Raw genomic sequence first — 24,973 nt, 5'->3', positions numbered from 1 at the left:
CACCCGAGAGACTCTCTCGCGGCTTTCCTCCGGGCGCTTCCCTTCGGTGTTTCCGACTTTATCAGAGATTCTGAGTCGGAATTTCCACCCGGTCCGGGAGTGGTTCCCCGGCGCTCGGAGCACCCGGGTTCCCGTTCAGGCGGAGCCGTAAACGTACTGGAGCGGGGCGCCCCGATGCAAATCGAGGGGCCCCGCCCGGAGTTCACACCCACTGCGGTCCGGGTGGCCGTGCGAACGGCCACCCGTGACGGCGGGTCAGACCTCGACGACGACCGGGAGGATCATCGGCCTGCGCCGGTAGGTGTCCGAGACCCACTTGCCCAGCGTGCGGCGCACGAGTTGCTGCAGCTGGTGGGGTTCAACGACGCCGTCCTGGGCCGACCGTTCCAACACCTCCGTGACCCTCGGGATCACGTCGCCGAAGGCCGAGTCCTCGATGCCCGAGCCGCGGGCCTGGATGTGCGGGCCGCCCGTGATCTTGCCTGTCGACGCGTCGACCACGACGAAGACCGAGATGATGCCCTCGTCGCCGAGGATCTTGCGGTCCTTGAGCGCGGGTTCGCCGACGCCTCCGACCGAGAGGCCGTCGACGTACACGTAACCGGCCTGCACCTTGCCGGAGATCTTCGCCTTGCCCTCGACGAGGTCGACGACCACTCCGTCCTCGGCGATGACGATCCGGTCGTGCGGGACGCCGGTCATGGCGCCCAGCTCGGCGTTCGCCCGCAGGTGGCGCCATTCGCCATGGACCGGCATCAGGTTCTTCGGCCGGCAGATGTTGTAGAAGTACAGGAGTTCGCCCGCGGACGCGTGGCCCGAGACGTGCACCTTGGCGTTGCCCTTGTGGACGACGTTCGCGCCCCAGCGGGTCAGGCCGTTGATGACGCGGTAGACCGCGTTCTCGTTGCCGGGGATCAGCGACGACGCCAGGATCACCGTGTCGCCCTGGACGATGCGGATCTGGTGGTCCCGGTTGGCCATGCGGGACAGGGCCGCCATCGGTTCGCCCTGGGAGCCCGTGCAGACCAGTACGACCTCGTCGTCCGGGAGGTCGTCGAGCGTCTTGACGTCCACGACCAGCCCCGACGGGACCCTCAGGTAACCCAGGTCTCGGGCGATGCCCATGTTGCGCACCATCGAACGGCCGACGAAGGCGACCCGGCGGCCGTACTCGTGGGCCGCGTCCAGGATCTGCTGGATGCGGTGGACGTGACTGGCGAAGCTCGCCACGATGATCCGCTTGCGGGCGCTCGCGAAGACCTGGCGCAGAACGTTGGAGATGTCACGCTCGTGCGGGGTGAAGCCGGGGACTTCGGCGTTCGTGGAGTCGGAGAGGAGGAGGTCGATGCCTTCCTCGCTCAGCCGGGCGAAGGCGTGCAGATCCGTGAGGCGGTTGTCCAGCGGGAGCTGGTCCATCTTGAAGTCGCCCGTGTGGACCGCCATGCCCGCCGGGGTGCGGATGGCGACGGCCAGCGCGTCGGGGATGGAGTGGTTGACCGCGATGAACTCGCAGTCGAAGGGACCGATGCGCTCGCGGTTACCCTCGGCCACCTCCAGGGTGTAGGGGCGGATGCGGTGCTCCTGGAGCTTGGCCTCGATGAGGGCGAGGGTCAGCTTGGAGCCGATCAGCGGGATGTCCGGCTTCTCGCGGAGCAAGTAGGGGACGCCGCCGATGTGGTCCTCGTGGCCGTGGGTGAGAACGATGCCGTCGATGTCATCGAGGCGGTCCCTCACGGAAGTGAAGTCCGGCAGGATCAGATCGATGCCGGGCTGCTCCTCCTCGGGGAAGAGCACTCCACAGTCGACGATCAGCAGGCGGCCGCCGTACTCGAAGACGGTCATGTTCCGGCCGATTTCGCCGAGGCCACCGAGCGGGGTGACCCGCAGGCCGCCCGCAGGAAGCTTCGGCGGCGGGCCGAGTTCAGGATGCGGATGACTCAAAAGACTCTCCTCACCACACGCGCCACGTACCTGTAGGGCACGTGGCGCGCATGACGTTCGTGCAAAAGCAGTTGTCAGTGTGGGGTGCAGGCACCTGTGTCCTGCCTATTCAGTTGTGAAGTCCGTTGTCAGAGCTGTACCCCGCCGGCGGCAAGATCGATCTTGAGCTGGGCGGTCTCCTCCGGCGTGAGCTCGACCATGGGGGCGCGCAGGGGTCCTGCGGGCAGGCCCTGGAGCGCGAGCGCCGCCTTGGTGGTCATCACACCCTGGGTGCGGAACATACCGGTGAAGACCGGGAGCAGTCGCTGGTGGATCTCGGTGGCCTTCTGGACGTCACCGGAGACATACGCCTCGACCAGGGCGCGCAGCTCCGGGGTGACGACGTGGCCGACGACCGAGACGAACCCGACCGCGCCCACGGAGAGGAGCGGCAGGTTCAGCATGTCGTCGCCGGAGTACCAGGCCAGGCCGGACTGGGCGATGGCCCAGCTGGCGCGGCCGAGGTCGCCCTTGGCGTCCTTGTTGGCGACGATTCTCGGGTGCTCCGCGAGGCGGACGAGTGTCTCGGTGTTGATGGGGACACCGCTGCGGCCGGGGATGTCGTACAGCATGACCGGCAGTTCGGCGGCGTCGGCGATGGCCGTGAAGTGCCGGTAGAGGCCGTCCTGCGGGGGCTTGTTGTAGTACGGCGTGACGACGAGCAGGCCGTGCGCGCCCACCTTCTCGGCGGCGCGTGCCAGCTCGATGCTGTGGTGGGTGTCGTTCGTGCCGACGCCGGCGACGATGTGGGCACGGTCGCCCACGGCCTCCAGGACGGCTCGTACGAGGTCCGATTTCTCCGCGTCGCTGGTGGTGGGGGACTCACCGGTGGTGCCGTTGATGATCAGGCCGTCGTTGCCTGCGTCCACCAGGTGGGTGGCGAGCCGCTGGGCGCCGTCGAGGTCGAGTGCGCCGTCCGCCGTGAAGGGCGTGACCATGGCGGTGAGGACCCGCCCGAAGGGGGTCTGCGGAGTGGAGGTCGGAGCCATGGGTACCACGCTACTCGCTGCTCAGGGCGCGGTCTGCCCTCGGGGGGCCGTAAAAGTCCGGACAAAGGTGGAACCCGGCACTGCCTGCTCGGGGGTTCAAGCAGTGCCGGGTCCGTTTGATCAGGCTAGATGAACTTCGCGAAATGCCGCAATCCGGACGCCTCTCTCGGTTGACCCATGCACGCGTGTCCCAGGCGGCCAGAGCTGTCCGTGACATGGGTTCCCGTGGCCATACGGGTCCCCGTGGGCACTACGGGGCGACGCGGCCATTGGCGTTGAACGCTGCGTGCGTCAGCGGCATCAGCCTGGCCCACTCGGCCTCCATCTTCTCGCCCACCATCTCGATCTCCCGTTGCGGGAAGGACGGGACCTTGGCGAGCTCGTGCTGGGTGCGCAGGCCGAGGAAGTGCATGAGCGAGCGGGCGTTGCAGGTGGCGTACATCGACGAGTACAGGCCGACCGGGAGAACCGAACGGGCGACCTCGCGGGCGACGCCGGCGGCGAGCATCTCCTGATACGCCTCGTACGCGTGGACGTACGCGTCCTCCATGACCCGGCCGACCAGCTCCTGCTGCGCCTGGGTGCCCTCCACGAAGACGTACTTCCCGGGGCGTCCCTCCTGGACGAGCTTGCGGGACTCGTCGGGGACGTAGAAGACCGGCTGGAGCTCGCGGTAACGCCCGCTCTCCTCGTTGTAGCTCCATCCCACCCGGTGCCGCATGAACTCGCGGAAGACGAAGATCGGGGCGCTGATGAAGAACGTCATCGAGTTGTGCTCGAAGGGGCTGCCGTGCCGGTCCCGCATCAGGTAGTTGATCAGGCCCTTGGAGCGCTCCGGGTCCTTCTTCAGCTCTTCCAGGGACTGCTCGCCCGCCGTGGAGACGCGGGCGGCCCACAGCACGTCGGAGTCGGCCGCGCTGTGCTTGACCAGTTCGACGGTGACGTCGCTGCGGATGCTGGGCTTGAGGTCGTGGGCGGGGGTGTCGGTCACGGCTCGGAGGGTCCTTCCATCACTTCTCTCGGGCGGCGCCCACTCTACGGTCCGGCACTGACAACGGGCGTTCGGTGGCGGGCCACGACATTCGTCGGCGAACTTCTGCGAAATCGGCGATAGCGGGCACCTTCCGGGGCGTTCGCACGTCTGTGTAGGTGACGGCGACCGTTCGGGTCGCCAGGTCCGTCACAAGGCCCCGAAGGAGAAGCGCACCCCATGTCCCGCCGGCGCGAGCCCGTACCGTTCGTCTTCCTCGCCGAAGCCGACAGGTTCCGCAGCAATGTCACTCCCCCGCCCCGTGAGCGGGCCTCCGCGCGCGAGAGGGCCGGGCGGTGGCTCATAGGTCTCACTGTGGTCGCGGGTCTCGTGGGCTCCGTGCTCCTCGGGATGCCCGCGCTCTCGCTCGACCAGTCGCCCGCGCACGAGTCACAGGCGTCGCAGAACCGCTGACCACGGGCCGCTCGCATCGGCCGCTCGTGGGTCCGCCCGCCCGAATGGCATGGTACGCACCCCCTGTGGCCCCCCGCGGGTGGTGGGCGCGCATCCGGCTCGATAGCCTCACTCGGCGATGTCCCCCGCATCGATTGAGTCTGGACTGAGTGAGGATCAGCCGTGCCCCTGCCCTTCCTGACCGCCGATCGCGCTTTCGACGAGGCGGTGGACGACCAGGCGCTGCCGTTCGACGACCGTGACCGCTGGCGGCGGCCCTACCGTCCTGGCCCGTGGCGGGTGAGCGCGGCCGCGATCCTGCTGCTGCTCGCCTCGTACGTGCTCGTCGCGGCGGTCATCATCACGGTGGCCGGGACCCTGACCGCCGGCGCGGTCTGCTTCGGGATGGCGCTGTGCGTCATCGCCTGCGCCCTGCGGCTGCTGCGCATGGGCACCTGGGTGAGCGGGCGGGGGCTGCGCAAGGTGAGCTTCTTCGGCACGCGCACGACGCCCTGGGAGCAGATCGCCTCGGCACGGACCGTCCAGCAGCCGGTGCGCTGGCTCGGGCTGCCGCGCACGGTCCAGGGGCAGTCCCTCCTCCTCGAACGCAAGGGACGGGAATCCGAGACGGTGCTGCCGCTGATGACCTCGCACGACGCCGACTTCCTGGCCCGCCCGGATGCCTTCGACCGGGCGACGGACGCGGTGGAGGCGTGGGCCGCGGAGTACGCGCGGGGCGCCTAACCCTCCGGTCGCGGTGGTGTCCCGTGCAGCACGATCGCCCGTTGCATCGCCTTGCGTGCCCGGGGTGTGTCCCGGGCATCGCGGTAGGCGATGGCGAGGCGGAACCAGCTGCGCCAGTCGTCGGGGGCGTCCTCGGTCTCGGCCTTGCGCCGGGCGAAGACCTCGTCGGCCGAGTCACGGTCGATCCGGCCGCCCGGGGTGCGCCGCAACTCGTCGACGGGCAGGCCCCCCTCGGCGTCGAGTTCGGCGGCGAGCTGGTTGGCCTTGCGGACGAACTGGGTGTTCTTCCACAGGAACCACAGGCCGATCACCGGCAGGATCAGCACCGCCGCACCGAAGACGACCGTGACGGGCGTGCCGGCCTCGATCAGCAGGACGCCCCGGCTGCCGACCAGGACGAAGTAGACGAGCAGGACGGCGGCCGTGACGGCGTACGTGATCTTCGCGCGCATGGTGTTTCCGGCCGCTCAGCTCAGGTCGAGGAAGTGTTCGAGGCCGAAGGTGAGGCCCGGGGTGGTCACCACGCGGCGGGCGCCCAGCAGGATGCCCGGCATGAAGCTGCTGTGGTGGAGGGAGTCGTGGCGGATGGTGAGGGTCTCGCCCTCGCCGCCGAGGAGGACCTCCTGGTGGGCGAGGAGGCCACGGAGGCGTACGGCGTGGACGGGCACCCCGTCGACATCCGCGCCCCGGGCGCCGTCCAGGGCGCTCACCGTGGCGTCCGGCTGCGGTGCGCTGCCGGCGCGCTCGCGGGCGGCGGCGATGAGCTGGGCGGTGCGCATGGCGGTGCCGCTGGGGGCGTCCACCTTGTTCGGGTGGTGCAGTTCGACGACCTCGACGGACTCGAAGTAGGGCGCGGCCTTCTCGGCGAACTTCATGGTCAGCACGGCCCCGATGGAGAAGTTGGGGGCGATGAGCACGCCCGTCTCCGGGGAGCGGTCCAGCCAGCCCTGTAGCTGCGCGAGGCGCTCGTCGGTCCAGCCCGTGGTCCCGACGACCGCGTGGATGCCGTGGCGTACGCAGAAGTCGAGGTTGTCCATGACCGAGGCGGGGGTGGTCAGCTCGACCACGACCTGGGCTCCCGTGTCGGTGAGCGTCTCCAGTGTGTCGCCGCGGCCGAGGGCGGCCACCAGCTCCATGTCCTCGGCGGCCTCGACGGCCCGTACCGCCTCGGATCCGATACGGCCCTTGGCGCCGAGGACCGCCACGCGCAGCTTGCTCATGTTGTTGCTTCCTTAGGGGAATGCCGGCTTACGGGAATGCGGGGTGTCGAGGACGTACGCGAACTCACGCGACCGCGTCGTGCAGCCGGGAGGCCTGCTTGTCCTTGAGTGGGCCGATGACCGACAGCGAGGGGCGTTGTCCCAGGATGTCGCGGGCCACGGACCTGACGTCGTCCGGGGTGACCGCCTCTATCCGGGCCAGCATGTCGTCGACGGACATCTGCTCGCCCCAGCACAGCTCGCTCTTGCCGATACGGTTCATCAGCGCGCCGGTGTCCTCCAGGCCGAGGACCGTGGAGCCGCGGAGCTGGCCGATGGCGCGGTCGATCTCGTCGTCCGGCAGCCCGTGCTCGGCGACCTGGTCGAGTTCGTCACGGCAGATCTTCAGCACGTCGTGGACCTGGGAGGGCCGGCAGCCCGCGTACACGCCGAAGAGGCCGCAGTCGGCGAAGCCCGAGGTGTACGAGTACACGCTGTACGCCAGGCCGCGCTTCTCCCGGACCTCCTGGAACAGCCGGGAGGACATGCCGCCGCCGAGGGCGGTGTTGAGCACACCGAGCGCCCAGCGGCGGTCGTCGGTGCGGGCCAGGCCGGGCATGCCGAGGACGACGTGGGCCTGCTCGGTCTTGCGGCCGAGGAGCTCGACGCGGCCGGCTGTGCGGATGGTGCGGCGGCCGTCGCGCGGGGCGATCGGGGTGGCGTCGGGCCGCTTGAGGGCGCCGGCCTGGTCGAAGGCGGCGCGGACCTGTCGTACGACCTTGTTGTGGTCGACGTTGCCCGCGGCCGCGACGACGAGGTGCGTCGGGTCGTAGTGCTTCCGGTAGAAGCGGCGGATGCGGTCGGCGGTGAGGGCGTTGACCGTGTCGACCGTGCCGAGGACCGGGCGGCCGAGGGGGTTGTCGCCGAACATCGTGTGCGCGAACAGGTCGTGCACGCAGTCGCCCGGGTCGTCCTCCGTCATGGCGATCTCTTCGAGGATGGCGCCGCGCTCGACGTTGACGTCCTCTTCGAGTATGAGCGAGCCGGTGAGCATGTCGCAGACGACGTCGATGGCGAGCGGGAGGTCGGTGTCGAGCACGCGTGCGTAGTAGCACGTGTACTCCTTCGCCGTGAACGCGTTCATCTCGCCGCCGACCGCGTCGATGGCGGAGGAGATGTCGAGCGCGCTGCGCCGCGTGGTGCCCTTGAAGAGGAGGTGCTCCAGGTAGTGCGTGGCACCGTTCAACGCGGGTGTCTCGTCGCGGGAGCCCACGTGCGCCCAGATCCCGAAGGTGGCGGAGCGCACGGAGGGCAGGGTCTCGGTGACGATGCGCAGGCCGCCGGGGAGGGTGGTCTTGCGGACCGTACCGATGCCGGCCGTGCCTTTGATGAGGGTTTGGGTACGGGCGACGGCCCGCGCCTCGGAGGAGGTGCGGGCCGTCGCCAGGGAGCTACGCGACGTCACTTGTCGCCGTCGTCCTTCTTCTCGTCGGAGTCGCCGGCTGAGTCGCCCTCGCCCTCGATCACGGGGATGAGGGAGAGCTTGCCGCGGGAGTCGATCTCGGCGATCTCGACCTGGACCTTGGCGCCCACGCCGACGACGTCCTCGACGTTCTCCACGCGCTTGCCGCCGGCGAGCTTGCGGATCTGCGAGATGTGCAGCAGACCGTCCTTGCCCGGGAGCAGCGACACGAACGCGCCGAAGGTGGTCGTCTTCACGACCGTGCCCAGGTAGCGCTCGCCGACCTCCGGCATGGTCGGGTTGGCGATGCCGTTGATCGTGGTGCGGGCGGCCTCGGCGGCCGGGCCGTCGGCGGCACCGATGTAGATCGTGCCGTCGTCCTCGATCGTGATCTCGGCGCCGGTGTCCTCCTGGATCTGGTTGATCATCTTGCCCTTGGGGCCGATGACCTCGCCGATCTTGTCGACCGGGATCTTCACGGTGATGATCCGCGGTGCGTTCGGGGACATCTCGTCCGGCGTGTCGATCGCTTCCATCATCACGTCGAGGATGTGGAGGCGGGCGTCACGGGCCTGCTTCAGCGCGGCGGCCAGGACGGAGGCCGGGATGCCGTCCAGCTTGGTGTCGAGCTGGAGGGCGGTCACGAACTCCTTGGTGCCGGCGACCTTGAAGTCCATGTCACCGAAGGCGTCCTCCGCACCGAGGATGTCGGTGAGGGTGACGTAGTGCGTCTCGCCGTCGACCTCCTGGGAGATCAGGCCCATGGCGATGCCGGCGACGGGGGCCTTCAGCGGCACACCGGCGTTCAGCAGCGACATGGTGGAGGCGCAGACCGAGCCCATGGACGTCGAGCCGTTGGAGCTGAGCGCCTCGGAGACCTGGCGGATCGCGTACGGGAACTCCTCGCGCGTCGGCAGGACCGGCACGAGGGCGCGCTCGGCGAGGGCGCCGTGGCCGATCTCGCGGCGCTTCGGGGAGCCGACGCGGCCGGTCTCGCCGGTGGAGTACGGCGGGAAGTTGTAGTTGTGCATGTAGCGCTTGCGGGTCACCGGGGAGAGCGTGTCCAGCTGCTGTTCCATGCGGAGCATGTTGAGGGTGGTGACGCCCAGGATCTGGGTCTCGCCACGCTCGAACACCGCGGAACCGTGCACCCGCGGGATGGCCTCGACCTCGGCGGCCAGCGTACGGATGTCCGTCACGCCGCGGCCGTCGATGCGCTTCTTCTCCTTGATCACGCGCTCGCGGACCAGCTGCTTGGTGAGCGAGCGGTACGCGGCGGAGATCTCCTTCTCACGCCCCTCGAACTCGGGGAGCAGCTTCTCGGCGGCCAGGCTCTTCACGCGGTCGAGCTCGGACTCGCGCTCCTGCTTGCCGGCGATGGTGAGCGCCTGGGCGAGCTCGGTGCGGACCGCGGCGGTGAGCGCCTCGAACACGTCGTCCTGGTAGTCCAGGAAGATCGGGAACTCGGCGGTCGGCTTGGCGGCCTTCGCGGCGAGGTCGGCCTGGGCCTTGCACAGGACCTTGATGAAGGGCTTCGCGGCCTCCAGACCGGCGGCGACGATCTCCTCGGTGGGGGCCTCGGCGCCGCCCTTGACCAGCTTGACGGTCTCCTCGGTGGCCTCGGCCTCGACCATCATGATCGCGACGTCGCCGTCCTCCAGGGTGCGGCCCGCGACGACCATGTCGAAGACGGCGTCCTCAAGCTCGGTGTGCGTCGGGAAGGCCACCCACTGGCCGCGGATCAGCGCGACGCGGACGCCACCGATCGGGCCGGAGAAGGGCAGACCGGCCAGCTGCGTGGACGCGGACGCGGCGTTGATGGCCACGACGTCGTACAGGTGGTCGGGGTTGAGCGCCATGATCGTGGCGACGACCTGGATCTCGTTGCGCAGGCCCTTCTTGAAGGACGGGCGCAGCGGGCGGTCGATGAGACGGCAGGTGAGGATGGCGTCCTCGGACGGCCGGCCCTCACGGCGGAAGAAGGAACCGGGGATCTTCCCGGCCGCGTACATCCGCTCCTCGACGTCGACCGTCAGCGGGAAGAAGTCGAGCTGGTCCTTGGGGTTCTTGGAGGCGGTGGTGGCCGACAGCACCATGGTGTCGTCGTCCAGATACGCCACGGCGGAGCCGGCGGCCTGCTTGGCCAGGCGGCCCGTCTCGAAGCGGATGGTGCGGGTGCCGAAGGAGCCGTTGTCGATGACGGCCTCGGCGTAGTGGGTCTCGTTCTCCACTAGCGTTTTCTCCGTTACATATCGTCTTTCGTCCCTGGTCCCGCCCGTGTGGCGGGGGGACGGTGGTGGAGAAGCGCTCCGTCTGGTGCGGGCCGGTCTTCGATCGAAGCACCCGGGGCTCACTTCCCCCCGGGGGCCACTACCGAGGACCGGCGGCGGCGAGGCGCGCTTCTCCTCGTTCGGTATCGGTGAGGTCATCCGGGTGTCCGTTGGTGTCCCGGGTGCCGTCACGCTGCGTCGTGCGTACCGCTTTGCGCTACCACCCTACAAAGCGGCGGTAACAGTGCGCACGTTCCGCACGTACAGCAAAGGGAGCGGCCCCCTACCTCCGGGAACCGCTCCCCTCACGGCGTCTTACTTGGCGCCCGCCGCACCGCGGCGGATGCCGAGGCGGTCGACCAGCGTACGGAAGCGCTGGATGTCCTTCTTGGCGAGGTACTGCAGCAGGCGGCGGCGCTGACCGACCAGGATCAGCAGGCCACGCCGGGAGTGGTGGTCGTGCTTGTGGGTCTTCAGGTGCTCGGTCAGGTCGGAGATCCGACGCGACAGCATGGCCACCTGGACCTCGGGGGAGCCGGTGTCACCCTCCTTGGTACCGAACTCGGCCATGATCTGCTTCTTCGTGGCGGTATCGAGCGACACGCGTACTCCTCGTGAGTCTTCTGTGGTGCCACCGAGTGCCCCCTGGTCTTCTTCTCAGGGGAGCTTCCATGAACTCGGGAGGCGGGGATCCGTCCGGCGCGGTCTCCGGTAGGTACCGTGAACGCGCACACAAACGGCCGTCACACAGCGTACCAGCCCGGAAGTGGCCGGTTCTCCGCCGTGGCCCGCGGGGCTCAGACTCCGCCGCGGACCTTGCCGTAGACATCGAGGACGGCCAGGCAGACCGGGATCAGGGAGAGCAGCACCAGCGAGTCCGCGAGGTCCAGCATGCGGCCCCAGAAGGGGGAGAGGCCCTTCTGCGGGACGATCAGGGCGATCGCGATCAGCAGCAGTACGCCGGCCGCGACCGAGGCGCCGAGCCACAGGGTGCGTACGTCGACGGGGCCGGAGTTGCCCTGGACCAGTTCGACGATGATGTCGGCCGGGGGCGAGAGCGCGAGGCCGAGGATCAGCAGCCCGAGGGTGCCGACACCGGCCACGAACAGGCAGGTGACCTGGGCGGTGTACCGGAACAGGCGCGCCCGCAGCATCGCGGCGAGGCCGGTGCACAGGGCCAGCAGCTGCGCCCAGCCGCTGTCGCTGAAGCCGAGCACCGCGCCGCCCGCGCCGATGATGACGGCGGCGCAGCCGCCCACCAGGCCGAGCAGCAGTTCGTGGCCGCGGCTGGTCTGGGCGACGATGCGCTGGACGTCGACGGCCTCAAGGTCGCCCTCCTGGCCCTCGCGGCGGGCCCTGGCCAGGTCCTCGGGGTTGCGGAAACCGATCGGCAGCTTGGCGAAGCGGGCCGACCAGCCGGGCAGGAAGCCGACGACCGCCAGGGCGACGACCGAGGTGCCGGCGGCGATCTCCCGCGGCTCCGCCTCGGTGAGCACTCCGCAGAACACGGCGAGCGTGCCGATCGCGGAGGCCAGCGCGGCGGCCACGAACGGGGCGTCCCCCTGCGGCAGCAGCATGATCAGTACGACGGAGAAGAGCAGGACGGCGACACAGCCGACGAGGAACTGGATCCTGCCCGGCCCCTCCCCCGGGTCCTGGGCGATGACGCCGGAGCCCGCGATGAGCGCGTGCGGGAGGGCCGAGATACCGAGCGCGACGGCGCTGCCGCGGTCGTCGTACACCCGGGCCCGTACGCCGGCGAGTGCCGTCAGGGTCACCGCGGCGACGCCGGCGAGGATGCCCTGCAGGCCGTGCATGTCGTGGCGTACGGGGTCCGCGAACCAGAAGACGAAGCCGAGCATGACGAGCAGCAGGGCGCCGGAGACGAGACCGGCGATCCGCATGAGGTTGTCGTTCCAGCTGCGGCTGTCCTGCTTGACCGCGGCGGCGATCGCGTCCACCACGTCGTCGTGGACGGCCGGCGGCAGTGAGTCGGCGAAGGTGCGCAGCAGCAGCACCTCGCCGTCCCTGACCCTGTGCTCAAGCAACGAACGGCTCGCGTCGAGGACTTCGCCCTCGCGGCGTACCAAGTGGTAGCCGGCGGGGCTGGTGTCCGACTGGACCAGGCCCGAGAGCCTGACGATCTCAGGAAACAGGTCCTGGATCGGCAGGTCCTCAGGCAGAGCCACATCGACTCGGCTGTCCGGCGCTGCGATGGTGATTCGGCAGAAACCTGTCGAAGTCCCCGTGCTCACCTGGTACATCCCCCTGTGGAAAAGGCTTCTTCGCGCCGTTCGTACGACGCGGAGCGCCACCATATCCGCTACGGCAGGCGCCACAGGGCCTGCCTCCCTCAATTCTCCCCGGACCCCCTCGGCATCTCCATCCTCCTGGCGTCCTGGCGCACTGCTCGCATCAGTAGGATCGTCGCCTACGCGGACGACGCCTAACGCGGACGAGAACACGTCGCGGTACACGGGGGCGTCACACCAGGACGTATCAGACGTAGACGTATCAAACGCGAAGGATGAGTGCATCGGTGAGCGTCGTCATCATCAAACGGCCGCCGCGGATAGCGCCCCCGGTGGTACCGGACGGCGAGGTCAAGCTGGAAACGCCGCCCGAGATCCCGCGCGAGGGCGACGAGAGCATGCTGATGAACCTGCTGCCCATGATGGGCATGCTGGGTTCCGTCGGCTTCTTCTTCATGCCCAACCTGCCCTCCTACATGAGGGTGGTCGGTGGGCTGATGCTGGCCTCGACCCTGGCCATGGCCATCGCCCAGTTCGCCAAGTCCCGGCAGGGCGGCGGCGCGGGGATGGCCCAGGACCGGCGTGACTACTTCCGCTATCTCGAACAGGTCCGCAAGGACGTACACAAGACCGCCGAACTGCAGCGGCGCAGCCAGCTCTTCCAGCACCCGGACCCGGAGCAGCTGTGGGCGGTTGCGGCCGACGGCAAGCGGCTGTGGGAGCGGCGCCCGACCGACGCGGACTTCGCCTCCGTGCGGATCGGTCGCGGTGTCCAGCAGCTGAACACTCCCCTCGTCGCACCGGAGACGGCTCCCAAGGACGAGCTGGAGCCGCTGACCGCGGCGGCCATGAAGGCCTTTCTCGACGCGCACGGCAGCCTGTCCGACCTGCCCGTCTCCATCTCGCTGCGCGCCTTCTACCACGTGACGGTGTGCGGAGAGACCGACACGGTCTACGGCAACGCCCGTGCGACGCTGTCCCAGCTGGCGACGCTGCACTCGCCCGAGGACCTGATGATCGCCGTGGTGGCGCACCCCTCGGCGGCGGCGGAGTGGGACTGGATCAAGTGGCTGCCGCACAGCCAGCATCCGAAGGCCAAGGACGGCGCGGGCTCGGCCCGGCTCCTGTTCGACGACCTCGGCGAGCTGGAGGAGGCCCTGGCGGACCAGCTGGACGACAGGCCCCGCTGGAACCGTGAGGCCACTCCCGTCTACGACCAGCCGCACCTGATCGTGGTGCTCGACGGCGGCACCGTGCCGCCGGACTCCGAACTCGCCAGCGCCGAAGGGCTCCAGGGCGTCACCTTCCTTGAGATCTCCCCCGGGGAACTGGAGGAGGAACTGCGCGCGGGGCTGACGGCCTACGTGAAGCCGGACCGCATGCGGCTGTTCGTGGGCCACGAGTCCGCGTACAGCGGCAGGCCCGATGTGCTGAACCCGGCGCAGGCCGAGTCCCTGGCGCGGCAGCTCGCCCCCTTCCGGGTGGGCTCCGCGGAGGAGGGCGAGCCCCTCCTGTCCAACCTGGACTTCACGGATCTGATGGGCATCGGCGACGCGGGTTCCGTGGACGTCTCCCGCACCTGGCGTCCGCGGACGCTGCACGAGCGGCTGCGTGTGCCGATCGGTGTCGGCGAGAACGGCGAGCCGGTCATGCTGGACCTCAAGGAGGCCTCGCAGGAGGGCATGGGCCCGCACGGCCTGTGCGTCGGCGCCACCGGCTCCGGCAAGTCCGAGGTGCTGCGTACGCTGGTGCTCGGTCTCGCGGTGACGCACTCGTCGGAGACGCTCAACTTCATCCTCGCGGACTTCAAGGGCGGCGCGACCTTCGCGGGCATGGCGGACATGCCGCACACCGCGGCCGTGATCACCAACCTCGCGGACGACCTCACCCTCGTCGACCGTATGCGTGACTCGATCATGGGTGAGACGCAGCGCCGTCAGGAGCTGCTGCGTTCGGCCGGCAACTACGCCAACCTGCACGACTACGAGAAGGCCCGGGCGGCGGGCGCCGCGCTGGAGCCGCTGGCCTCGCTGGTGATCGTGCTCGACGAGTTCTCCGAACTCCTCACGGCCAAGCCGGACTTCATCGACATGTTCATCCAGATCGGCCGCATCGGCCGATCGCTGGGCATTCACCTGCTGCTGGCGTCGCAGCGTCTGGAAGAGGGCAGGCTGCGCGGCCTGGACACCTATCTCTCGTACCGGATCGGTCTGCGGACCTTCTCCGCCGCCGAGTCCCGTACGGCGATCGGTGTCCCGGACGCCTACCACCTGCCGTCGATCCCCGGCTCCGGCTATCTGCGGTACGACACCGACACCATGGTCCGCTTCAAGGCGGCGTACGTGTCGGGGCCGTACCACGGCGAGGGCCCGTCCCGGGTGAGCCGCTCCACGCAGCTGCGGCCCGCGCTGTTCTCCGCGGAGCACGTGGCGCTGCCCCCGCAGCCGGTGATCGAGGAGCCGGAGCCCGACAACCGGGTGGACGACGCGCTCGCCGACACCGTCCTGGACGTCCTCGTCAGCCGGATGGTCAACCAGGGGCCGTCCGCCCACCAGGTGTGGCTGCCCCCGCTGGAGGAGGCGCCGTCGCTGGAGCAGCTCCTCCCGCAGCTCGCCGTCACCCCGGAGCGCGGCCTGACCGCGCCCGACTACACGGCGCTCGGCCGGCTCAACGTCCCGGTCGGCCTCGTGGACAAGCCGTTCGAGCAGCGGCGTGACGTGCTCTACCGGGACTTCTCCGGCGGTGCGGGTCACGGTCTGTTCGTCGGTGGTCCGCAGTCCGGCAAGTCGACGCTGCTGCGGACGCTCATCTCGTCCTTCGCGACCACCCACACGCCCTCCGAAGTGCAGTTCTACTGCCTGGACTTCGGCGGTGGCAGCCTGATCGCGATGGAGGAACTGGCGCACGTCGGCGGCGTCGCGAACCGTCTCGACGCCGAGAAGGTGCGCCGGACGGTCAGCGAGGTCGAGGGCATCCTCAACGCGCGCGAGGAGTACTTCCGCGCGAACAACGTCGACTCGGTCCAGACGTACCGTCAGCGCCGGGCCGCGGGCCAGTTGCCGGACCAGCTCTGGGGCGACGTCTTCCTCGTCATCGACGGCTGGGCCACGTTCAAGACGGACTACGAGATGCTGGAGTCCACCGTCACGGAGATCGCGACGCGCGGCCTCGGTTTCGGTGTGCACGTGATCCTGACGGCGAGCCGCTACACCGAGGTGCGGCCCGCGCTCAAGGACATGCTGCAGAACCGCATCGAGTTGCGGCTCGGTGACCCGACCGAGTCGGAGATCGACCGCAAGGTCGCGCAGAACGTCCCCGCCACCGTGCCCGGCCGTGGTCTGACCCCGGACAAGCTGCACTTCATGACGGCGCTGCCGCGCGTCGACGGCTCCTCGGAGACGGAGGACCTGTCGGAGGCGACGTCGATCCTCATCCGCGGCATCAACGACAACTGGCAGGGCAACCACGCTCCGGCCGTACGGCTGCTGCCCACGCTCCTTCCCGCGGACCGGCTGCCGAAGGGCTTCGAGCACCCGGACCGCGGTGTCGCCATCGGCATCGACGAGTCGTCGCTCGCGCCCGTCTTCGTCGACTTCGAGACGGACCCGCACTTCATCGTGTTCGGTGAGAGCGAGTCCGGTAAGTCCGCGATCCTGCGGCTGCTCATCAAGCAGATCTGCGAGCGCTACACACCGCAGCAGGCGAAGATCGTCATGGGTGACTACCGGCGTGCCCACCTGGAGGGAGTGCCGGAGTCGCACCTGTCGCGGTACTGCGCGTCGGCGCCCGCCCTGTCGGAGACGCTGGAGGGCCTCGCCGGCTCGCTCAGCCGCCGTATGCCGGGCCCGGACGTCACGCCCGAGCAGCTGCGCAACCGCAGCTGGTACAGCAGCCCGGACGCGTTCGTCATCATCGACGACTACGACTTGGTGGCGACCGGCATGAACCCGCTGTCCCCTCTCCAGGAATACCTGCCCTTCGCCCGCGACATCGGCCTGCGCATCATCATCGCGCGCGCCTCGGGCGGTGCCAGCCGGTCGCTGTACGAGCCGGTGATGCAGCGCCTGCGCGAGCTCGGCGCCCAGGGCATCGTGCTCTCCGGCGACCGGGCCGAGGGTGCGCTGCTCGGCAACATCACCGCCTCGCAACTGCCGCCCGGGCGTGGGTACTTCCACACGCGTCGGCGCGGTGGGCAGCTGATTCAGACGGGGTGGCTGCCGGCTCGGTACTGATCGGTAGCGGGCTCGGTTGTAGGTAACGGAGAGGGGCGGCACCCAGGGGGTGCCGCCCCTCTCCGTTGCGTGTGGGGGGTTGGGGGGTGGGGGTTGAGGGGTGGGGATTGAGGGGTCGAGATTGAGGGGTGGGTCTGGGCCGGTGTCCCCGCTAGTCTGGCGTTGCGGCAGAAATGGCGAGCCACGGGGGGCAGTTGTGTCGTCGGACCACACGATCTCCGATCCCAAGGTCCTCAAGGACGAGGGCTTCAACATGTTCACGGTCGGCCAGGACTTCGCGAAAGCCGTGAAGAGCCTGAAGGACGACCTGACAGCCCTGGAGAAGGGTGAGACCCCGCCCTGGGGTGACGACGACATCGGCGAGAAGTTCGGAGTCGTCTACGAGGGCCTGCGCGACGGTATGTACGAGTCGATGGGCAGTCTGGCGGAGCGGCTCGCGGGGATAGGGCTGGCCTTCACCAAGATGGGCGTGGCGCAGGAGAAGAACGAGGCCAGGGAAGAGGAGATCTGGCGGGCGACGACCGCCGAGTACGACGGTCAGGTGACGATGCCGTCGGGTGTGCAGGGCACGCTGAGGCCTCGTCAGGATCTCTGACGCTCGACGGGCCCGGCGTTCAACAGCTCGGAACTGCAACAGATTCCCGCAACAGATTCCTGCAACAGATTTGTGACAGCAACTCCCTGAAGTTGCCCTCGGCTGTGTCCTTAGACTCTGTGCACGGCTGTACGTCTGTGTGATTTCCCTTGTGAGTGGGGACAGTTGTGGGGCCGTGTCGGCTGACGGGGGTGCTTGTGCTGTGTCGATGATGCTGCCGGACGAGCTTGAGTGGGTCCTGGAGATGCTGGGCTACAACTGGCCCACCGCGGACGAGGACAAGCTGAGAGACTCCGCCGAGCTGTGGCGGAGGTTCGGCGATGACGTCGCTCGACTTCACGAGTCGGCGAACTCGGCCGCCAGGAACGTGACGGCGTACAACGCCGGCGAATCGATCGACGCGTTCACCAAGACCTACGCCAAGTTCGACGGCGGCAACGGCTCCGACGGCTACCTCGCGAACGCGGCGCAGGCGGCGTACATCATTGCGAACGTGATGGAGGCCTGCGCCTACATCGTCGAGTTCGCCAAATGGGCAGTGATCGCCCAGTTGATCGCCCTGGCCATCCAGATCGCCGCCGCCCAGCTCGCCGCTCCGTTCACCTTCGGCCTCTCCGAGATCGGCGCACTCGGCGCCACACAGGCCACCCGGCTCATCGTGCGCCGCCTCCTCGACGAACTCAAAGACGCCCTCATAGAGGCGATCGTCGAGGCGATGAAGGAACCTGCCGTCTCCGCCATCGAGGCGATCATCACCGACCTCGTGCGCCAGACGGTGAACGTCGGCTTCGGCGCCCAGCAGGGCTTCGACCTCAGCCAGACCGCCAAGGCCGGTGTCGAGGGCGGCTGGGAGGCCGTCCAGCAGACCCCGCAGACTCTGGCCGAGGGCGTGCGCGACAGCCTGGGGGCGAAGGCGGGGAGCCGGGCACGCCACGCGATCGACAGTCGTATTGACGGCTATGACGGGGACTCGGGGATATCGGGGACGTCGGGGAGCGATGGCGGGGGCGGTGGCGGGGGTTCGGATTCGTCCTCCAACTCGTCTTCTGGCTCGTCTTCCAGCTCGTCCTCTGACTCGTCCTCCGGCTCCTCTTCCGATTCGTCTTCTTCGTCCTCGTCTTCGTCCGACTCCGGCTCGTCGGGGTCGGACTCGTCTGCGTCGACGCGTTCGGGGAACGGCGCGGGCGTCAACATCGGTGGCGGGATATCCGCCGACGGCGGTGGCGGGGCCATAAGCGCGCCGGACGTGGGTGCGGGCCCGAGCTCTGACTCCGGGTCCGGGTCCGGCGCCGGGCAGAATCCGTCCGCCTCGGACACCCCGGCTCCGAGGCCGACACCGTCGCTGTCAGGGCCGACCCTGTCGGACTTCGACGACCCCGCGCCCGGCGGAACGTCATCCGGTGGCTCGAACTCGGGCGGTTCGTCCGGCACTCCGAGTACGTCCGGACCGTCCCACACCGGCGGCGGCCCCTCCGTGTCGAGCATCTCGTCGCCGAGCCCGCAATCCGCGCCCACTGCCGCACCGTCCGGCGGTACGTCGTCCTCGTCGCCGGGTGGCGGCGCGATCGGCACCTCGATCGACAGCCTGGCCGCCACCGTCCCCACCCAGTCCAACGCGGCGCCCACACCGACGGCGACCGATCCTTCCCCTGCGGGGGCCGGGGGCGGGGGCCGTGCGGATGGCGGCTCGACCACACCGACGTCTCCGGTGGCGCCGTCCACCGGGGGTGCGTCCGTGCCCGGCACGCACCCAGGCTCGGGGGCCTCCGGCGGTACGCCCTCCGCCGCGAGCCCGACGAGCCCGACCCCCAACTCGGGTCCGACGAGGAACCCTTCAGCCGGAACACCCGGTACGCCCTCTCCCACCGGAACCGGCCCTGCCTCCACTCCGAGCCCCACGTCTTCGACGACGACGCCACGGAGCACCCCGACTCCGACTCCGGACGGTCGCACGCCCGGTACGGATGGCCGTACTCCGACCACTCCGGCCCCCACACCGGACGGCCGAATACCGACCCAGCGCACCCCGGGTAACGCCCAGGGCGACGGGACCACGCCCCGGCACACCCCTGGTAGCACCCCCGGTGATCGCACCTCGCCCCGCACCAGCCCGGACCCGAACGGCACACGCACATCCACGCCGGGGCAGAACCCGAGCACGAGCACCCCCACGACGACACCCTCGACATCTACCGGCACGGGGACCGGCACCGGCTCCGACCGGACCTCCACGCCGAGCAGCGGCAACCCGAACTCCTCGACACGGCCGGGCCCGGCGCAGACGCCCAGCACGTCCGGCACGCCCAGCACCTCTGGCACCTCTGGCACGTCTGGCACGTCTGGCACGCCCAGCACGTCGGGCACACCGGGAACGCAGAACCAGCCGAGCGCCAGTACACCCGCCACTCCCACCAGGCCGCCCCAGCAGCCCGCGGGCAGTACCCCCAGCCCGCCGAACACGCCCAACACCCCGCAGCAACCGGCCGCGCAGCCTCACACGCCGCAGAACACCCCGCCCACCCCACAGCAGCAACAACAGCAACAACAGGTGACGGCGGTCCCGATCCACACGGTGGTCACGACCCCGGGTTCCTCGACTCCACCGTCACACGCGGCTCCCGCCACACCACACCCGCCGGGCTCGCCCCAGGCCACGCCCGGCGACCCGAACCACCAGCAGCAGCCGCAGCAGGACAGTCTGGAGGACATCCGCTCCGACCTGGACCACTACCCGGGCGGTCTGTCCGAACCGGACCCCGCCGACCAGCAGGCGCTGGTCGACGCCGTCCCGCGCAACGAGGACGGCACCCCGGAACGCTTCCCGGACCCCTTCGGCTCCTGGTCGCAACTCCAGAACGACGGCGGCACCCAGGTACCGGGACGCAGCAACAACTGCGCGGACTGCTCCCGCTCCTTCCTGGAGACCTGGTACGGAAACCCGCAGGTCTCAGCCGCCCGAACCCCCGACTACGACGAAAACGGCAAGCACGACCCGTACACCCCCGAGGACAACGCCAACGACAACCAGATCCGCTGGGCGGGCGCCGCACACACCTACGCCGGCCCCGGCGGGGACCCCGAGACCGCCAACAACATCGCGTCGGTGCTCCAGCAGGCCGGACACGGCTCAGCGGCCATCGTCCAGGTCGACTGGCCGAATGGTGGCGGTCACGCCTTCAACGTCGTCAACCACAACGGCAACATCGTCTGGATCGACACCCAGAGCGGAGAGGTCAGCAACGAGCCCCTCCACCTAGCCGACGCGGAACATGTCTGGCACATCCCGCTGGACGCGGACCGGAGCCCCATAGACACCACCCAGTCCGGCACCGACGACACCACGGACTCCGATCAGGAGACAGGCACGCCTCAAGAGGGGATCGAGGCGTCCCAGCAGGAGGCAGACAACTCACCAGCGGGGAACGAAAACCAGAAGACTCCTGAGTCGGCCCCATCGGCCGAGACCTCCAGGCAGGAGACGGACCCGTCACACGAAGAGACGGACAGGTCCGAGCAGGAGACGAACAACTCGGCAGAGGGCACCCAGGACCAGCAGGCCACCCAGTCGGCCCCCTCGGGCGAAACCCCGGACCACGGCTCATCGGAGGCCCCGGACAACGCCACCAGCGAGGACTCCGACCCCGCACCCACCCCCGACCCCGAACGACCGGACCCGCTCCCGGCCACGGCGACCCGCGACCAGACCCCACCCGGCGGCGTCACGGACCCCACCCCTGCCGAACAGGAAGCCCTGGACAACTCGGTTCCCCGAGACGAGAACGGCGACCCCACCGCGCCCCCGGAGCCCCCGGACGGCCCTTGGGTTCAGCACGTCAACGGCGACGGAGCCGACGCCCCAGGCCGCAACAACAACTGCGTCGATGTCGCCCTGTCCACGGTGGACACCATCGCGGGCAACCCGACGGTTGCCGGTGCCCGCACCCCCGACCTGGACGCCGACGGCAACCCCTCGGACCGCGGTGAGAAGGCCGGCCGCGACCGCATCGAGAACACGCTCGGCGCCCGCTTCACGGACCTCGGCAACGGCCGCGACGCCTTCAACCGCCTGGAGGACACCCTCCGCAACAGCGGCCACGGCTCGCAGGCCGTCATCATCACCCAGGACGCCAACGGCCGCGCCCACGCCTGGAACGCCGTCAACCACAACGGCCGCGTCACCTACATCGACGCCCAGACGGGCCGAACAAGCCCATACCCCCTGCACAACGGGAGCAAGGGCGTCTTCGCGATCCCGCTGGACGCGAACCGGCGGCCGGTGGCCCCGGACCGAACCGGCCCCACCGACTCCGGCAAGCCCGATGCCGACCGCCGCAACGCTGGGACCACCGCAGAGCCGCATGCTGGTCGGGATCGGCGGCCGCCTGCCGACCCGGCCGGCCAGCAATCGGACGGCAAAGAGGCCGATAAGAAGCAGGCGGGACTCGAAGAACATCCGGACGACTTGCATCCGCGACTTGAACGCGAACGCGGTGATACCACCACACTGCGGAGCAACCTGCCACCGGACGACGCGCAGGTACAGGTCCGTGTGACGAACCCCGTGTTCCGCTTGCAGCACGGCCACGTCGATCAACAGCTACACGAGTGGGCCAAGAACGGACGACTCGCCCATGTCCTCCGGGTGGCTGCGGGCGACACCACCGATCCTCACGCTTCCCCTGACCGGCCCAGGACCTTCACAGCCGCGGGACTGGAGAAGGCACTGCCCGGATTCTCGTCCCTGAACCGGGGCGAACAAATGCTGGTCGTGTCCACACTGGCCCGACTCAGCGACTCGGCTCACGAGCAATACGGCGTGAACAAGAACCCGATGGAAAACGACAAGGTCTCCGAAGGCGTAATCAAGCACAGATCGCCCTCGGGACCCGTCCGAAAAATGATGGAGCGGTTCGGCGACCCAGAGAACCATATCCCCGACTTGACTGAGCGGAATTTCGCAGTGGTCGAGATACGGCGGGACGACGGCACCATCGAGTATGTAACCGACTCCTCCTACCCGCCTCCCGGAAACGGTGTCGGAGGGAAGCATTCGGAACGGCATCTCGCCGACTGGATCGATGAAGTCAACAAGGCATACGCCACAACTGGACGGAAGTACGAGATCACGGCCCTGTACACCGAGCGTGAGCCGTGCGGCGACAAGAAGGGTGGCCTCGGGAAAGACGCCAACTGTTCAAACCTATTGGGCGAAGCCCTTGCCGGAAAGCCGGTCTACTACAGCACCACCTATCGGGCAGACGAAGAGCAGACGCGAGCCGAGCGCACCAGGGAGCTGCAGAAACAACGCAGGATCGCACTCAATTTGGCTCCCAACGCTCCACTCCCGGAAGAGGAAAAGAAGCGCATCACGGAACAGGTCAAGAAGGAGCACCCCGCCACAAATGCCGAGAAAGAACGCGACCGAGAGATCAAGCAACGCGTCAGGAAGGTGCGCGCCCTTTGGAAGACGATCGCACCGCAACTGTAGGCTCTCCGTGGAGCCTGTCCCCACCTAGACACATGGAAAGCCCACAGAGTCAGCTATGACCCCTCAGACGCCCAAGCGTTCATCCGTGTCACCTGAACAAGCCCTGGCCGACATGATGGAGTGGCAGAGCAATGGACAACCAGGGGTTGCGGAACTGACCGGCCCTCCGGGTTCCGGTCGCACCAGGACGCTGCTCCAACTGCAGGGCGTTGCCCATGACACGATGTTTGTGGATGCCACTGGGCTCACCTGTGAGGATCTCATCGAACGCGTGATGGACGCAGCCGGACTCGACACTCCGCTGGAGCGCCGGGCGGAGTGGGGTTACGAACTTGAGGACTCCCCGCTGTGCGGCGGCTTGGTCATCATTGCCAACGCCCAGCGTGCGGGTCGCACACGACGCTCCACGGAGCCTGAACGGATGGTGCACCGGTTCACCGGCGAACTGGCGCTGGCCGGCCTGAAGGTCCTGATCGAACGGGACCTGCCAGACGTCAGGCGGGGACACGATCACTTGGTGGTGACTCTCCAGCCGGATCCGGCTGGAGAGTCCGTGGAACGGCAGGTACTCGACCGGGTTGATGCCGACGCGTTGCGGGCACTGGCACTCGCCGAACTCCGCCATGCCCCCATGGACGTGTGGGAGCGACTCGGCCGCGCGTTGGGTTCGCAGTTGGGGCGGTCCCTGAATGTCACCACGGCACTGGAGTCCGCGGGTGGGTTGCTGGAGGTGGAAGCCGACGGTTGGGTCCGCTTCCGTGATGAGCGCGTGGCCGAGGCTCTGCGCCGGACCATCGAACCCGATGTCGTACGTGCCGTGAATGCGGAGGTCGTCGAGTGGCTGCGCAGCCAGGCCATGGCCGGGACGACAGGCCCGTACCTGGCACAGGGGCTGGCCATGCACGCGGTTCAGGCAGGAGATTTCGCCTCGGTGCAACGCTCCGGCCGTCTGGTGGCTCACCTCGATCAGGTGAGCCTGATCGATGCGGCCCTCAGTGACGACCCTTACGCGATCGACGGCGAGTCCCCCGCCGGTGACGCGGTCAATCTGTGGATGTGCGGGGTTGATTCCCTTCCGCAGGATGAATGGGCATCCTGGCTGCATCTGATGAGTACCGTGCGCGGCGACCTCCATACCGCTGCCGACATCGTGGCCTCGGGGCAGCAGCTTCGGTGGCGAGTGCGTTGGGCGCGCTGGAGGCCGCCGGGCTCATTGAGTGCGGAGTTCGTTCGGCCCGGCCCGCTGGGTCAGCCCGTCGTGGCCCCCGAGGGCTACTGCCCTGGGCGCCACGCGGTGACCGCTCCGGGGGAGTGGGACGGGCGGTATCGCGTCTGGGATGCCGAGACCGGTGAGGACCTGGCCGGGCCCTGGCCGGATGCGGTGCCCACGCCAGGACAGCGCGAACCGCTGTGGCTCCCGGACACCGAGCGCAACGTCGCACCCACCTGGATCGATTTGACCGTGTTCAACACCTTGGAACCTCCCTTCGTCTCAGGCCAGGTAGCGGTGGGGAACGTCCTGGTGGTGACAGGCCTCGGCGGCATCTTCGCCGTCGAGCCCAGCGGCTCCCCCACCGGGTTCGAGCTCGCCAAGGTGCACGGTGAGCCGATGTTCGACGATCACGGATTCGTGCCCGCCCTGTACACCAGGTCAGCACAGCCGTCCGGCTCATACGACGCCGGCATCTTCGAGCCGGGTGTCGTGCGCCGCCTGCCGGAAACCCAGCTCCCGGAAGGACTGACGGACACCGAGTCCCGTCGCATTCTCACCGACGTCGGTCTGCCCGCCTTCGAGGGTGTCGAGATGCGATTGGTCGCATTGGACGAAGAGGGCCTGACCGAGCCGGATTCCGAGAGCCTGCCGGACGGCGCGATCCCCGGGACGTACTACAAATTCGGTACATGGGTGACCAGTGACATGGTCCTCCATGGCCCCACCGGGCAGGTCCATCTACTGAACGCAGATGACTGGGTCAGTGACGACGAGTTCGATGACTACTTCGACGACGAGTACATCGAGGACGGCGAAGCACAAGCCAGCACAAGCTTGTTGATCGCCAGCAGTCTCGCCAAGTTCATCGATCTGCTCCAGCACTACGTCATGACCCGGTGCATGCTGGCATGTGCCGGCAGCCGACTCGAACGTGTCGCGATCAGAGACTCCCTGGCGGCTTCGCTGTCCCGCATCGACGGGGCGGGAGCTGCCGCACGCGCCTGGAGGGCCGGACTCACGGAAACCGACTGACTTGTGCCCTGATTCTGTGGCCCGACTTCCTCACATGACCGGCGGGGCTCAGCGGCTTCGGCACCCAACCGACGAACATCCCGTACGACCGCAT

15 protein-coding genes are annotated in these 24,973 nt (G+C 68.7%); 6 read left to right on the top strand and 9 right to left on the bottom strand.

Annotated features, from left to right (window positions below):
• Positions 1-255: 255 nt before the first annotated feature.
• The 3 genes from IE262_RS18780 to thyX all read right to left on the bottom strand — a co-directional run bounded on the left by IE262_RS18780 (position 256) and on the right by thyX (position 3,960).
• Complete coding sequence (locus IE262_RS18780; protein WP_189875001.1) at positions 256-1,941, bottom strand: ribonuclease J; 1,686 nt, start codon at positions 1,939-1,941, stop codon at positions 256-258.
• Positions 1,942-2,069: 128 nt separating this feature from the next.
• Positions 2,070-2,969 carry a 4-hydroxy-tetrahydrodipicolinate synthase gene (gene dapA / locus IE262_RS18775; RefSeq protein WP_189874999.1) on the bottom strand — a complete coding sequence of 300 codons (900 nt, stop codon included), beginning with the start codon at positions 2,967-2,969 and terminating at the stop codon, positions 2,070-2,072.
• Positions 2,970-3,219: 250 nt separating this feature from the next.
• Positions 3,220-3,960 (bottom strand): FAD-dependent thymidylate synthase, encoded by a 741-nt coding sequence (thyX, locus tag IE262_RS18770; RefSeq protein ID WP_189874997.1) that lies wholly within the window; start codon positions 3,958-3,960, stop codon positions 3,220-3,222.
• Positions 3,961-4,179: 219 nt separating this feature from the next.
• Here thyX and IE262_RS18765 point away from each other — a divergent pair, with 219 nt between their 5' ends.
• Positions 4,180-4,413 (top strand): hypothetical protein, encoded by a 234-nt coding sequence (locus IE262_RS18765; protein WP_134044143.1) that lies wholly within the window; start codon positions 4,180-4,182, stop codon positions 4,411-4,413.
• 162 nt (positions 4,414-4,575) lie between these two features.
• On the top strand, positions 4,576-5,136 hold the full coding sequence (locus tag IE262_RS18760) for an SCO5741 family PH domain-containing membrane protein (RefSeq protein ID WP_189874995.1): 561 nt from the start codon (positions 4,576-4,578) through the stop codon (positions 5,134-5,136).
• Here the strand turns inward: IE262_RS18760 and IE262_RS18755 are convergent.
• The 6 genes from IE262_RS18755 to eccD form a co-directional block, all read right to left on the bottom strand.
• Complete coding sequence (locus tag IE262_RS18755; protein ID WP_189874994.1) at positions 5,133-5,588, bottom strand: hypothetical protein; 456 nt, start codon at positions 5,586-5,588, stop codon at positions 5,133-5,135. The two genes, IE262_RS18760 and IE262_RS18755, sit on opposite strands and share 4 nt — an antisense overlap.
• A 15-nt stretch (positions 5,589-5,603) precedes the next feature.
• Entirely contained in the window at positions 5,604-6,356 is a 753-nt protein-coding gene (gene dapB, locus IE262_RS18750) for a 4-hydroxy-tetrahydrodipicolinate reductase (protein ID WP_189874992.1), read from the bottom strand.
• Positions 6,357-6,420: 64 nt separating this feature from the next.
• Positions 6,421-7,800 carry a M16 family metallopeptidase gene (locus IE262_RS18745; protein ID WP_189874990.1) on the bottom strand — a complete coding sequence of 460 codons (1,380 nt, stop codon included), beginning with the start codon at positions 7,798-7,800 and terminating at the stop codon, positions 6,421-6,423.
• The gene (locus tag IE262_RS18740) at positions 7,797-10,028 is read right to left on the bottom strand and encodes a polyribonucleotide nucleotidyltransferase (RefSeq protein ID WP_189874988.1); all 2,232 of its coding nucleotides are present in this window, start codon (positions 10,026-10,028) and stop codon (positions 7,797-7,799) included. Before IE262_RS18740 ends, IE262_RS18745 begins: the two co-directional genes overlap by 4 nt.
• Before the next feature lie 354 nt (positions 10,029-10,382).
• Positions 10,383-10,670, bottom strand: coding sequence for a 30S ribosomal protein S15 (gene rpsO, locus IE262_RS18735; protein WP_131566354.1), 288 nt, complete (start codon positions 10,668-10,670; stop codon positions 10,383-10,385).
• A gap of 194 nt (positions 10,671-10,864) precedes the next feature.
• Entirely contained in the window at positions 10,865-12,322 is a 1,458-nt protein-coding gene (eccD, locus tag IE262_RS18730) for a type VII secretion integral membrane protein EccD (RefSeq protein WP_134044125.1), read from the bottom strand.
• A gap of 284 nt (positions 12,323-12,606) precedes the next feature.
• Here eccD and eccCa point away from each other — a divergent pair, with 284 nt between their 5' ends.
• From eccCa to IE262_RS18710, 4 genes are all read left to right on the top strand, one after another.
• Positions 12,607-16,551: a type VII secretion protein EccCa gene (eccCa, locus tag IE262_RS18725; protein ID WP_189874986.1), complete on the top strand. Its 3,945-nt coding sequence runs from the start codon at positions 12,607-12,609 to the stop codon at positions 16,549-16,551.
• A 196-nt stretch (positions 16,552-16,747) separates the two neighbouring features.
• The gene (locus tag IE262_RS18720) at positions 16,748-17,146 is read left to right on the top strand and encodes a hypothetical protein (protein ID WP_189874984.1); all 399 of its coding nucleotides are present in this window, start codon (positions 16,748-16,750) and stop codon (positions 17,144-17,146) included.
• 208 nt (positions 17,147-17,354) lie between these two features.
• On the top strand, positions 17,355-22,634 hold the full coding sequence (locus tag IE262_RS18715; RefSeq protein WP_229877331.1) for a toxin glutamine deamidase domain-containing protein: 5,280 nt from the start codon (positions 17,355-17,357) through the stop codon (positions 22,632-22,634).
• Positions 22,635-22,719: 85 nt separating this feature from the next.
• Positions 22,720-24,879 (top strand): SUKH-4 family immunity protein, encoded by a 2,160-nt coding sequence (locus IE262_RS18710; protein WP_189874979.1) that lies wholly within the window; start codon positions 22,720-22,722, stop codon positions 24,877-24,879.
• Positions 24,880-24,973 lie beyond the last annotated feature (94 nt).

Source organism: Streptomyces bluensis (genome assembly GCF_014650715.1).
Lineage (GTDB): Bacteria > Actinomycetota > Actinomycetes > Streptomycetales > Streptomycetaceae > Streptomyces > Streptomyces bluensis.
The sequence above is the reverse complement of the archived record's forward strand: the minus strand, read 5'-3'. Positions and strand labels throughout refer to the sequence as shown.

Coding starts and splice junctions, on each gene's coding strand:
- dapA (WP_189874999.1), bottom strand. CDS start 2,969: ATGGCTCCGACCTCCACTCCGCAGACCCCCTTCGGGCGGGTCCTCACC.
- dapB (WP_189874992.1), bottom strand. CDS start 6,356: ATGAGCAAGCTGCGCGTGGCGGTCCTCGGCGCCAAGGGCCGTATCGGA.
- IE262_RS18755 (WP_189874994.1), bottom strand. CDS start 5,588: ATGCGCGCGAAGATCACGTACGCCGTCACGGCCGCCGTCCTGCTCGTC.
- IE262_RS18715 (WP_229877331.1), top strand. CDS start 17,355: ATGATGCTGCCGGACGAGCTTGAGTGGGTCCTGGAGATGCTGGGCTAC.
- IE262_RS18765 (WP_134044143.1), top strand. CDS start 4,180: ATGTCCCGCCGGCGCGAGCCCGTACCGTTCGTCTTCCTCGCCGAAGCC.